11 protein-coding genes are annotated in these 11,316 nt (G+C 47.9%); 6 read left to right on the top strand and 5 right to left on the bottom strand.

Annotated elements, in window-relative coordinates:
- From CAG65_RS17905 to CAG65_RS17895, 3 genes are all read right to left on the bottom strand, one after another.
- Positions 1 to 344 (bottom strand): MFS transporter (locus CAG65_RS17905; protein WP_161454498.1); only part of this gene is annotated, 344 nt, incomplete at its 3' end.
- Positions 334 to 738 carry a VOC family protein gene (locus tag CAG65_RS17900; protein WP_161454497.1) on the bottom strand — a complete coding sequence of 135 codons (405 nt, stop codon included), beginning with the start codon at positions 736 to 738 and terminating at the stop codon, positions 334 to 336. The genes CAG65_RS17905 and CAG65_RS17900, both read right to left, overlap by 11 nt.
- A complete protein-coding gene (locus CAG65_RS17895; protein WP_052035735.1) occupies positions 693 to 1,454 on the bottom strand; it encodes a hypothetical protein in 762 nt (253 codons plus the stop codon). Before CAG65_RS17895 ends, CAG65_RS17900 begins: the two co-directional genes overlap by 46 nt.
- 686 nt (positions 1,455 to 2,140) lie before the next feature.
- Here CAG65_RS17895 and CAG65_RS17890 point away from each other — a divergent pair.
- Both CAG65_RS17890 and CAG65_RS17885 read left to right on the top strand, forming a co-directional pair.
- Complete coding sequence (locus CAG65_RS17890) at positions 2,141 to 2,617, top strand: GNAT family N-acetyltransferase (protein ID WP_161454496.1); 477 nt, start codon at positions 2,141 to 2,143, stop codon at positions 2,615 to 2,617.
- Between the two features lie 77 nt (positions 2,618 to 2,694).
- Positions 2,695 to 3,213, top strand: a complete 519-nt coding sequence (locus CAG65_RS17885; protein ID WP_161448621.1) for an NUDIX hydrolase — start codon at positions 2,695 to 2,697, stop codon at positions 3,211 to 3,213.
- Positions 3,214 to 3,254: 41 nt separating this feature from the next.
- On the opposite strand, the gene CAG65_RS17880 is transcribed toward CAG65_RS17885, so the two are convergent.
- On the bottom strand, positions 3,255 to 3,575 hold the full coding sequence (locus CAG65_RS17880; protein ID WP_021704813.1) for a heavy metal-binding domain-containing protein: 321 nt from the start codon (positions 3,573 to 3,575) through the stop codon (positions 3,255 to 3,257).
- A 176-nt stretch (positions 3,576 to 3,751) separates the two neighbouring features.
- On the opposite strand from CAG65_RS17880, the gene CAG65_RS17875 reads away from it, so the two are divergent.
- The 4 genes from CAG65_RS17875 to yejF are packed head-to-tail and all read left to right on the top strand — an operon-like array spanning position 3,752 to position 9,314.
- Positions 3,752 to 5,569: an extracellular solute-binding protein gene (locus tag CAG65_RS17875; protein WP_161454495.1), complete on the top strand. Its 1,818-nt coding sequence runs from the start codon at positions 3,752 to 3,754 to the stop codon at positions 5,567 to 5,569.
- Between the two features lie 12 nt (positions 5,570 to 5,581).
- Positions 5,582 to 6,673, top strand: coding sequence for a microcin C ABC transporter permease YejB (locus CAG65_RS17870; protein ID WP_161454494.1), 1,092 nt, complete (start codon positions 5,582 to 5,584; stop codon positions 6,671 to 6,673).
- Positions 6,673 to 7,719, top strand: a complete 1,047-nt coding sequence (locus CAG65_RS17865; RefSeq protein WP_161454493.1) for an ABC transporter permease — start codon at positions 6,673 to 6,675, stop codon at positions 7,717 to 7,719. Before CAG65_RS17870 ends, CAG65_RS17865 begins: the two co-directional genes overlap by 1 nt.
- Positions 7,719 to 9,314 carry a microcin C ABC transporter ATP-binding protein YejF gene (yejF, locus tag CAG65_RS17860; protein ID WP_161454492.1) on the top strand — a complete coding sequence of 532 codons (1,596 nt, stop codon included), beginning with the start codon at positions 7,719 to 7,721 and terminating at the stop codon, positions 9,312 to 9,314. The genes CAG65_RS17865 and yejF overlap by 1 nt, the downstream gene beginning before the upstream one ends.
- 146 nt (positions 9,315 to 9,460) lie before the next feature.
- Here yejF and CAG65_RS17855 read toward each other — a convergent pair whose 3' ends face one another.
- Positions 9,461 to 11,146: a GGDEF domain-containing phosphodiesterase gene (locus CAG65_RS17855; RefSeq protein ID WP_040902455.1), complete on the bottom strand. Its 1,686-nt coding sequence runs from the start codon at positions 11,144 to 11,146 to the stop codon at positions 9,461 to 9,463.
- Positions 11,147 to 11,316 lie beyond the last annotated feature (170 nt).

Genomic DNA, 11,316 nt, shown 5'->3' with positions numbered 1-11,316 from the left:
GCCATCTGCAGAATCAAAAAGGCAAAAATGATGTACTGACCAAAAAACTCCACCGGCAGACACGCCATCAACAGGGTTGCAATACCAGTTAGGGTACTGGTAAAAATCAGCGCCTGTTTACGGCCGTGTTCATCCGCGATTTTACCGACTACGATGCCACCGAGTGGGCGCAGCAGGAAGCGTAGGGCGAAAATGATCCACACCAGGATGCCACCTTCGCTGATGCCTTGTTGCTCAAAAATTTTAGTGATGTATGGAGAAATAGCAGCGTAAACTGCAATATCATAAAATTCGAATACGTTACCAGAGACAACTCCAAATCTCTGTTTCCAGTTAAGTTTCATTGTTTTCCTCGATTATCTCCAACTGATTTCCATCCGGATCCAGCGTGAAGAAGTACCTAAAGCCACCTAGCCTGGCGAGGGATATATCAGAGCATTTCCCTGTGCCAGATAATTGTTGTTTTGTTGTTTCGATATCACTGACGCAAATCGCAAAATGTGTGATTCCACGGCGCTGTATATGGGGTAAGCAAGTCTCCTCTTTGTATTCGGTGAGTGGTGAATGATGAAACTGAAACAGTTCTATTCGAGCTGAAGTCTGATTACTGAGTAACACAATGTGGACCTTGTCATCCTGGTACTGCTTTTCTATCTCGAATCCGAATTGTTGATAAAAGGCCAGACTTGTTGTCAACGACTGGCAGGTGATGGATACGTGGTGCAGTGATGCAGACATGCTTCAGTCACTCCATAAAGTTTGAGCTGTTGGAACAGGTGGGAGAGTGGTCGGTTTTCGCAGCGGAATTTCGCTTTAATTTTTTCAATGCGATTCCGCTCAGCCTGTTGGCTGCAATGATGAAAAAACGCAATCTCTTTGATACTTTTCAGTTCAAGTAACTGGCGTATGGTTTCCATTTCCTTACTGCTCAGACACACATCACCAAATAAAAACGCATCTTTGTCGGAGCTGAGTTGAATTAGGGAGTGAGGTGTGTTGGGGGCAGATTGAATCGACTGTGTTAAGGAGATGGGCTTTGTCTGGCAATGTTTCCAAATGGTGTCGGCTTTAAATGCTAATGCCGGTCGCAAACTGGCCAGATGATGCTGCTCTGCCGGCAGCAGAGGGGCGCTGGTCGCGACAGAGAGGATATCGACACACTGATTGTCTGGAGACAATTGCGTATAATCGGTTTTGTATTTGATCCCACGCTGAGCCATCAAACTGTTGTGATTGTCATCGCGATAAGCCGTCCACTCTGTGATGCCACTGCGCATACGCGAACCAATATTGCGATACAAACCGGAATCCCAATACATTAAATGCCATTCGTAATCCGTCGAAATGGTATTAACGAGATTGTTATCAATATTGATTCTTGAAAAAGCGAGATGGATAACGCGGTTGTCACTGATTGAAATAACCTCATTAAACTGTTTAGAGGCCATTTCCATATTTAAATCACGTACATCCATGTTAACGGTTTAATCGTAGGAAATTGATGAAAGAAGGTCATTTTGAAACTCGTCCGGCTTTATTGTCAAGGCAGCTACATCAGTTATAAAGGTCAATCGATAAAAATCCAATCGACCGACGATTTACGCCTCGTTTAACTGGTAATTTCGCGAATATAAAGTGATCCTGGTAACGGTTTTATCAGTGACAAAACCCGCATCGCTTATGTTTTTACTATTTGTCAAGTTGTATTTTACAACCTGTTATCGCCCGGTAGCTCAGCCATAATACAAACGCTCCTGAAGCTATTTATGTCTGACGTTGCGACTTCAGGAGTGGGAAAAGTGTCAGTGATTTTTTCAATGGGCTTTTCCTGGATGTTTAATTTGATTTGGAGACGTGAGTTTTTCGCTCTGGTTCTGATATCAACATTAGACCCTCGCCAATTTATACGCATATAATTATGTAACGCCACAAACGGAATGTTTGTGGCATTTTTTTGTCCAATTGCAAGTAACAAGACGATGCGGTTGCGTGACGACACCTCATTTTTAAACAATTCCTTTGAAATTCAATGACCTCGTTTCTATGGTGGAGTACGGTTTATCGGCAATACCAGTTAAGTGGTATTGGGCGGTTCTCTGCTTGCAAAGGAATGCAGTTCTGACTTCTTAAGGACAATATAATGATTAAAATTGAACAAATGACGCCCTCCCATTATGAAGAGGTCTGCGACCTGAGCGTTTCTCCGGAGCAGATGCAGTATGTTGGCGACATTAACGAGATTTTGTGTTTGATTTCCACGGCAGTTCACCCCAATGTGATTCTGGCCGATGGCGCTGTGGTCGGTTTTTTCTTGACGGATATGACCTATCAGCATGCGTATGATTTTTGCGAAGCGGGAACACTTGGGTTTCGTGCATTCTTTATCGACCAGCGTTTCCAGGGGCAAGGTTTGGGTACCCGAGCGATGTCGGTTATTAAGTCATTTATCCAGAGCACTTATCCGGCGTTTAACTGGCTGTATCTGACGGTGAATTGTAAAAATCCGGTTGCTCGTCACTGCTACGAGAAAGTCGGGTTCGAAGACACCCAGACGTTTTACTATGGTGGTAATGCGGGTCCGCAACATATTATGCGTTTAGGTTTACACGCCTGTTAAACGCCATCGCAGCCTCCGGTTGAGATCTGGTTAACCGGAGGTATAATCGACGCTCTGACAATCTCTGGCTCCGATTTATGCGACATATCAAAACCACACTCCATCCTGACATTGACCACCTCGACAATAAGATTGTGTTCAAGCGCAATGCAGCTCGTGCGATTGTGGTGGATGGAGAAGACATTCTTTTACTCTATACCGAGCGTTATCATGATTACTCCATTCCTGGTGGAGGGATTGATGAAGGTGAAGACGTCATTGAGGGCATGATCCGCGAGCTGGAAGAGGAAACCGGGGCGAACAACATTCACAGCATCAAGCCGTATGGTATCTATGAGGAGTTCCGTCCCTGGTACAAAGACAATGCAGACATTGTTCATATGATTTCATACTGCTATACGTGCAAAATTGATCGTGAGCTGGGCGAAACTCGCTATGAAGATTATGAGATAAAAAACGGCATGAAAGCGGTCTGGATGAACATCCACGAGGCCATTGCCCATAACGAAAAGACTATAGCAGACAGCCCGAAAAAAGGCATGAGCATCGAGAGAGAAACGTATTTGCTCCAGTTGATTGCCAAAGAGATGATTTAACGATAAGGCCGCTGATTGTTCAGCGGCTTTATGTTCCATGTTCAGTCTACGACAACAGCCGTTCCGCTGGCAGAAACCATCAGCATTCCATTGCCCTGACCAAGCACTTCGTAATCTATATCGACACCAACCACGGCATTGGCGCCGAGGTCTTGCGCTTTTTGCTCCAGTTCCTGAAACGCAATTTCGCGGGCACGTTGCAGCTCCCGCTCGTAGGTGCCAGAACGGCCGCCGACCAGATCGCGGATACCCGCGAACATATCTTTAAACAAGTTCGCACCAAGAATGGCTTCGCCAGCGATCACGCCTTTGTAAGCCACAATCCGTTTACCTTCCACACTTGGGGTTGTTGTTACGATCATAGTCACTCCTTCTCATTTTTAGTTGAGATAACCGCAGCAAAAGAAAGTTCGATTTGTTTTTCAAAAACGGTCTCAAGGTTGGTATTCTTCTCTATACTTATTCAAGTGATTGATTTATTAATATTAAACGCGTTTAAGCCGTTTAAGAGATAAGAGAAGTTCAGGGAGATTACCAGATGGGGAAAATGAATCGCATCGTACTTGGCGTATCCATATCGTTACTCAGCGCTGCCAGTGGTGCCGCGGTGGTCGAAACAACCAGGCTGGTCGGCTTTGGAGAAGCGAAGTATCCGGAAAACTTTTCCCATTTTGACTACGTGAATCCTGATGCCCCGAAATACGGTAGCATCACCTTTGGTGCGATTGGTACGTACGACAACTTCAACCGCTATGCATCAAGAGGCGTCGCCGCGGCACGCACCGCGGAATTGTACGATTCACTGATGTTTTCACCCAGCGATGAGATTGACGCTTATTACCCCTTGATTGCCAAGAAGGTGCGTTATTCTGATGATTTCACGTGGGGGGAGATAGACATCAATCCTGATGCGCGTTTTCAGGACGGTGAGCCCATTACGGCAGAAGATGTGGCATTTACGTTCAATAAATTTATGACGGAAGGAGTCCCGCAGTATCGGGTCTATTTTCAAGACATCAAGTCCGTGACGGTGAAAGACAAGCTCACGGTGCGCATTGATATGGCGACGTCAAACCGGGAAAAACTGTTCAGCTTTATGCAGTCGACACGGGTATTGCCAGAACACTTCTGGAAAGATAAGAACTTTGCCGAACCGCTGAATACGCCTCCGGTGGGCAGCGGTCCATATAAAATTGTGGATTACAAGTCAGGCCAGAGTGTTACGTATGGCCTGGATGAGACTTATTGGGCGAAAAGCCTGCCAGTCAATGTGGGGCGTAATAACTTTACCCGTATTCAATACGATTACTACCGCGATGACACAGTGATGCTGGAAGCGTTTAAAGCCGGTGAATTCGACTTTCGTCAGGAAGCCTCAGCGAAGTTCTGGGCAACGTCTTACACCGGCGTGAACTTCGATAAAGGTTTCATCAAAAAGCAAGAGATCCCGCATCAACAGCCAGCCGCTGCAATGGGGTTTGTGTTCAATACCGAACGTCCTGTTTTCAAAGACCCAAGAGTTCGTGAAGCGCTCAGTTATGGTATGGACTTCGAGTGGATGAACAAGAATATGTTCTACGACCAGTACACTCGCACGCGCAGCTACTTTCAAAACACGGACTACGAAGCGAAAGGGACACCCGGAGCGGGTGAACGCGCCGTATTAGAGCCATTTAAAGACCAACTGCCGCCGCGATTGTTTACGGAAGAATATCAGCCGCCGGTGACCGATGGCAGTGGCCGGATTCGGAGCCAGATGCGCAAAGCGTTTGCCTTGCTCAAGCAAGCGGGCTGGGAACTGAAAGACAAAGTGATGACCAACGTGAAAACGGGTGAGCCACTGGAATTTGAAATGCTGATCTACAGCCCAACTACTGAGCGGATTGCGATACCGGTGCAGAAAAACCTTCAGCGAATGGGGATCAGCATGAAGATCCGTTCCATCGATACGACGCAGTACACCAAGCGTCTGCGAGAACGTGATTTCGATATGGTCTCGTCGTCCTACTCACCCAACCCGTATCCTAGCCCGAACTTACTGATTATCTGGAACTCTCATTATATTGATTCCACGTACAATACTGCCGGTGTGCGTAGCCCTGTGGTTGACAAGTTGACCGAAGAAATTGCGAAAAATCAGCAGGCTCCGGAGAAGCTACTGACCTTGGGCCGTGCGCTGGATCGGGTATTGCAATGGGGTTTTTATATCATTCCTCAATGGCACACCAGCATGTACCGGGTTGCAATGTGGGACAAATTTGGTCGCCCTAATGAGATACCGAAGTACGACCTCGGTGTGGATACATGGTGGGTAGACAAGCAGAAAGCGCAAAAGCTACCAGAGAAGCGTCGCTGAAAAGAGGGATAAATGGCAGCTTACATATTCAGGCGTCTGTTATTGGTGATCCCCACGTTGTGGGCGATCATCACGATTAACTTTTTTATTATCCAGATTGCGCCGGGTGGGCCGGTAGAGCAGGCCATTGCCCAATTAGAAGGGCATAACTCGGGTATCATGGAGCGCTTTGCCGGTGGCGGTAGTGAAGTCGACTTACCGTCGGCCAGCGACAATGGCTCTCCGACAGGGTACAAGGGTTCTCGCGGGTTAGATCCTGAAGTGGTCGCTGAAATACGCAAACAGTTCGGCTTTGATAAGCCCATTCTTGAACGTTACTGGGACATGCTCAGTAATTACGTCACCTTTAACTTTGGTGAAAGTCTGTTTAAAGGTGGGAACGTCATCGACCTGATTTTGGAGCGTTTACCGGTCTCCATCTCTCTTGGCTTGTGGAGTACGCTGATTATCTATTTGATCTCCATCCCCTTGGGGATCCTCAAGGCTATCCACCATGGCTCGCGATTTGATATCTGGTCTAGTGCGGTGGTCATCGTCGGTTATGCTATTCCGGGCTTTTTGTTTGCCATCATCCTGATCATTGTGTTCGCCAGTGGGAACTATTTCAGTTGGTTCCCTCTACGCGGGCTCGTGTCTGGCAACTTTGAACAACTGACCTGGTATCAGCAGATTGCCGACTACTTTTGGCATTTAACGCTGCCTATCCTGGCGATGGTGATTGGCGGATTTGCAACCCTGAGTATGTTGACGAAAAACTCTTTCCTCGATGAAATCAATAAACAGTACGTTGTCACAGCCAGAGCGAAAGGGTTGGATGAGCGCAGCATTTTATACAAACATGTCTTCCGCAATGCCATGTTGATCATTATTGCGGGTTTTCCCAGCGCCTTTATCAGTATTTTCTTTACCGGTTCTATGTTGATCGAAGTAATGTTTTCGCTCGAAGGCATTGGCCTACTGGGTTTTGAATCGACGATTCAGCGCGACTATCCGGTTGTGTTCAGCTCACTGTATATCATGACTTTGCTGGGATTAATCCTGAGTATTATTTCCGATCTGACTTACACATGGGTCGATCCTCGCATCGACTTTGAGGCGCGTTAATGAAGTTAGTGTCATCCAGAAGAAGAAACCCGTTAAATGAAGCGCGCTGGCAACGTTTCCGTGCCAATAAACGTGGCTGGTGGTCGTTATGGTTTTTTTCTGTATTGTTTATCATCAGTTTATTTGCCGAACTGGTTGCAAACGATCGGCCGCTGTTTGTCGACTTTGACAATCAATGGTTTTTCCCGGTGTTTCATGAGTACGCAGAAACCGATTTTGGCGGCGAATTCGACATTGCCGCGGATTACACGGATCCGTATATTCTGGAACTGATTGAAGAGAAGGGATTTGTTGTTTGGCCGTTGATCCGTTTCAGTTATGACACGATCAATTACAATATCCAGGGTTCAGTACCGTCGGCACCGGATGCCGTTAACTGGCTGGGAACCGATGACAAAGGTCGGGATGTCTTGGCCAGAATTATCTATGGCTTTCGTATTTCGGTGCTCTTTGGTTTCGTGCTCACCATTGTATCGAGTGTGGTTGGTGTTGCGGTGGGTGCGACACAAGGTTACTACGGAGGCTGGCTGGATCTGTTTGGGCAACGTTTTATTGAGATCTGGTCGGGAATGCCCACCTTGTTTCTGCTGATCATCTTGTCGAGTTTTGTTGAGCCGAACTTCTGGTGGTTGCTGGGCATCATGGTGCTGTTCAGTTGGATGAGTCTGGTCGGTATCGTTCGCGCGGAATTTCTGCGTTGCCGCAATTTTGATTACGTGAGAGCCGCGCAGGCAATGGGCGTGGATGACAAACGCATCATGCTCAGACATATGTTGCCAAATGCCATGGTCGCTTCACTGACCATGATGCCGTTCATTCTTTCCGGCTCTGTCACGACACTGACTTCACTGGATTTCCTGGGTTTTGGATTGCCGGCCGGTTCGCCGTCGCTGGGTGAACTGCTGGCGCAAGGCAAAGCGAATCTTCAGGCTCCCTGGCTGGGCATTTCAGCGTTTATGGTGCTTTCTTTGATGCTGACGCTACTGGTGTTTATTGGCGAAGCGGTCCGGGATGCGTTTGACCCGCACCAACAAGGGAGATCCTGATGACGAAAACAGTATTAACAATCCGGGAGCTGTCGGTTGGTTTTGGCCGCAGCAGCAACATCGAACAAGTAACAGACAAGGTCTCTTTTTCCATCAATAAGGGTGAAACGCTGGCATTAGTTGGGGAGAGCGGCTCGGGTAAGTCAGTGACGGCCAACTCGGTACTTAAATTGTTGCCCCGAGGATCAGCGCATTATCTGAATGGGCAGATCCAGTTTGATGGCGTTGACATGCTCACGTGCTCAGAACGTCAGCTTCGCGGTATTCGTGGCGGGCGGATTGGTATGATCTTTCAAGAGCCAATGGTATCGTTGAATCCACTGCACAAAATTGGCAAGCAGTTGGTAGAAACTCTGGCGGTTCACCGCGGCATGCGCACCAACAAAGCGGAGTCGTTAGCGATTACCTGGCTCGACAAAGTGGGCATCCGCCATCCTAAAGTCAAAATCAATGCATACCCGCACGAGCTCTCAGGTGGAGAGCGGCAACGGGTGATGATTGCCATGGCACTCATCAATGAACCTGAGCTGCTGATTGCCGATGAACCCACCACGGCGTTGGATGTGTCGGTTCAGGCTCAGATTCTCGATTTGTTGAAATCGTTGCAACAAGAGTTGGGGATGGCGATGTTGTTCATTACCCATGATTTGTCGATTGTGCGCCGCATCGCGGATCGTGTGGCGGTGATGCAGGACGGAAAATTGGTTGAACAAGGAGAATGTCAGGCTCTGTTTTCTGATCCACAGCATCCCTATACGCGTCAGTTGATCAACTCCGATCCACGAGGATTGCCGGTGGATGTCCCATTCGGTAATGAAACGCTGCTGAGCGTGGAACAACTGAAAGTCTGGTTCCCGATCACTGGTGGATTATTTAAGCGGGTTATGTCACACGTAAAAGCGGTGACAAACATGGCGTTTGAGTTAAAGCGGGGCCACTCCATTGGCCTGGTTGGAGAAAGTGGTTCAGGAAAATCCACGACCGGTATGGCAATTCTGAAGTTGGTCGCTTCTGAAGGCAGTATCGTTTATTCCGGAACGGATTTGCAGGCATTGGATCGAAAAGGCATGCTACCGTATCGGAGTAAAATGCAGGTGGTATTTCAAGACCCGTTTTCGGCGCTCAATCCGAGAATGTCAGTTGCTCAGGTGATTGGTGAAGGTTTGCGGGTTCATCACCAGCAATTAGATGAAGATGCGCTCGATCGTATGATATGCGAGGTGATGGAAGAGGTGGATTTGGATCCGCAGACCCGGCACCGTTATCCGAATGAATTCTCCGGTGGTCAGCGGCAGCGTATTGCGATTGCGCGGGCATTGATTCTCAAGCCCGAGTTCATCTTACTGGACGAACCGACCTCGTCACTTGACCGCACCGTGCAGGCTCAGGTATTGGATCTCCTTAAGTCACTGCAAGAAAAATACGGGTTGACCTATCTGTTTATCAGTCACGATTTGAATGTGGTTAAATCGCTCTGTCACTACACGATTGTAATGCGTAATGGCGAAGTGATTGAGAAGGGTGAAACTCAAGCCATGTTCAGTCATCCGCAACAGGAATACACCCAACAGCTCGTGAGCTTATCCAGTTTTTAGCAGCACTGCCGGTTTGGTGATTAGGTGAAAAGCATTCAGAAAAAACCCGCAGACTTCGCAGTGACAATGTCTAAGGTGATGGCGGTGAGAACCTAAAAACTTGGCAGCAGCCCTATCGGTAGCCGTCGGCGCCATGATGCTCCCTCTCATAGGGTGAATTGACTGGCGCTGGCGATACTCAGTGGCTTGGAGAACCAGTATCCTTGCAGGTAGGTTGCGCCCATCTCGGCAAACGTTTTTTGCATTTGAGCATCTTCAATACCCTCGATTACTACATCTACGCCATTTGTACGGCACAGTTGGGTGATGAATTCGAGATAGTCGAACGATACCCGATGTTTAAGCGAGTGCCAGGCCAGCGCTTTATCGATTTTGATTTGGCTCAGGGGCAGCTCGAAAAAGCTGTTGAGTGAGCTGTAGCCGGCGCCAAAGTCATCCAGCGACAGGTTAAATCCGTATTGTTTCAGCTCTTTTAGCTGACGTCGCGCGTACTCGTTATTATCAAGAATAACGGTTTCCGTCAGCTCCAGCACGATGTTACGCGTAGGAACATTGGCCCGTGTGGCGATATTATTGACCTGCTCCGGGAACTGCGGCGTCAGTAACTGCACCACGGAGACATTGACGTTTACTTTGACATCACAGTTGTGCATCAGGTGATAACGGTGAATGAACTTGCAGGCTTTTTCAAACACCACATAGCCGAGGTCGACAATCAAACCTTTTTTCTCCGCCACCGGAATGAATTCATCTGGGTAAATTTCTCCGAAGGTTTTAGAACGCCAACGTACTAATGCTTCAAAGCTGGCCACTTGCTGCGACTGTGCATCCACGATCGGCTGGAATTTCACGTTCAACTCACCATTGACGATGGCACTTTTCAGGCCTTGCTCGATGAAGAAAAAGCGCTCCACTTTACGTCTGGTGTCACTGCTGTATATCTCCAGGCGATGGCTGTTGCGCTCGCGGCCAAACTGACAGGTGCGTGCGGCGATTTTTATGACCTCTTCCGGGGAAAGTTTGCGGTCAACGCGAGGGTAGATCCCGACACTGATGTCTTTGCCGTACGCCAGGTTATTGGCCGACAGGCTTTCCTGATAATTTGACATGATGTGTCGACCCAGAGACAACAGCTCGTCGTCGCAGAGATCCCCTTTGACCAAAAGAGCAAAATCTTCGGTGCGCAAACGGTACAGTTCGGATACTTCGTAAGGGAGATCGTTAAGCGTGCGCAACAGGAAGTTGAGCATGCGTTTGAGCAGTTTGGTGTCGTAGTGGTTGAGGTAAAAGCGCATCTCATCATTTTGAATGTAGATAAGGGCGTAATCGCTTTCTTCTTGTCTGGCAAGGCGTTCCAGCTCTATGGTCAGTTTTGATTGATTCGCAAGTCCGGATGGGACATCGGTTAGCGCCGCCTGACGCAGATACTCTTCCATCATCTTCTGAGCGGAAATGTTCCGGTGACTCCCCAGAATAAAGCGCTTGCCGTTTTGCTGCTTGAGTATTGCGGTGCCTTCTATCCAGATATAGTGTCCGCTTAAATGGCGTACCCGATATTGATTGGTGATTCGGCTGACCTGATTTTCCAGCAACTTATGTATTTCCCCGGCTAGGACATCACGTTCATCTGGGTGCACCAATGCCAGCCAGTCCTGTATGTGGGCAAATTCAGTGCCCAGCCCGAACTGGCGATAGAAATTGGGGTTCATGAAGGACATTTCATTCTGCACGCTGACACAGAAAATGCCTTCATTGAATACATCCAGAATGTTGATGAAGCTGTCCTTCATCATTTGATCGTAATAGTCTCTCACGACGGGAGAAGTTTCCATTAAGTCGAGTTTCGCCAACATAACCAGGTGGAAGAGTGAATGCCATCCAACCAGGCTTGTGACTGTTTGCGCTTCGTATCAGTTTGCGGAATCAGCGTTACTGTTTGGATAGACTAAATAAGTTTGAGGTCTGAGTAACATAACGGCTGTCGATGAAACATTTATGAAGC

Origin of the sequence: Vibrio sp. V39_P1S14PM300 (assembly GCF_009904765.1) — a bacterium.
In the GTDB taxonomy this organism is placed as follows: Bacteria; Pseudomonadota; Gammaproteobacteria; order Enterobacterales; family Vibrionaceae; genus Vibrio; species Vibrio proteolyticus.
Note: the sequence above shows the minus strand (reverse complement) of the source record. Positions and strands in the feature narration are given on the sequence as shown.

Excerpts from the sequence above, each read along its gene's own strand:
- yejF (WP_161454492.1), top strand. The coding sequence starts at position 7,719 with ATGACGAAAACAGTATTAACAATCCGGGAGCTGTCGGTTGGTTTTGGC.
- CAG65_RS17885 (WP_161448621.1), top strand. The coding sequence starts at position 2,695 with ATGCGACATATCAAAACCACACTCCATCCTGACATTGACCACCTCGAC.
- CAG65_RS17870 (WP_161454494.1), top strand. The coding sequence starts at position 5,582 with ATGGCAGCTTACATATTCAGGCGTCTGTTATTGGTGATCCCCACGTTG.
- CAG65_RS17855 (WP_040902455.1), bottom strand. The coding sequence starts at position 11,146 with ATGGAAACTTCTCCCGTCGTGAGAGACTATTACGATCAAATGATGAAG.
- CAG65_RS17900 (WP_161454497.1), bottom strand. The coding sequence starts at position 738 with ATGTCTGCATCACTGCACCACGTATCCATCACCTGCCAGTCGTTGACA.
- CAG65_RS17865 (WP_161454493.1), top strand. The coding sequence starts at position 6,673 with ATGAAGTTAGTGTCATCCAGAAGAAGAAACCCGTTAAATGAAGCGCGC.
- CAG65_RS17890 (WP_161454496.1), top strand. The coding sequence starts at position 2,141 with ATGATTAAAATTGAACAAATGACGCCCTCCCATTATGAAGAGGTCTGC.
- CAG65_RS17880 (WP_021704813.1), bottom strand. The coding sequence starts at position 3,575 with ATGATCGTAACAACAACCCCAAGTGTGGAAGGTAAACGGATTGTGGCT.
- CAG65_RS17875 (WP_161454495.1), top strand. The coding sequence starts at position 3,752 with ATGGGGAAAATGAATCGCATCGTACTTGGCGTATCCATATCGTTACTC.
- CAG65_RS17895 (WP_052035735.1), bottom strand. The coding sequence starts at position 1,454 with ATGGAAATGGCCTCTAAACAGTTTAATGAGGTTATTTCAATCAGTGAC.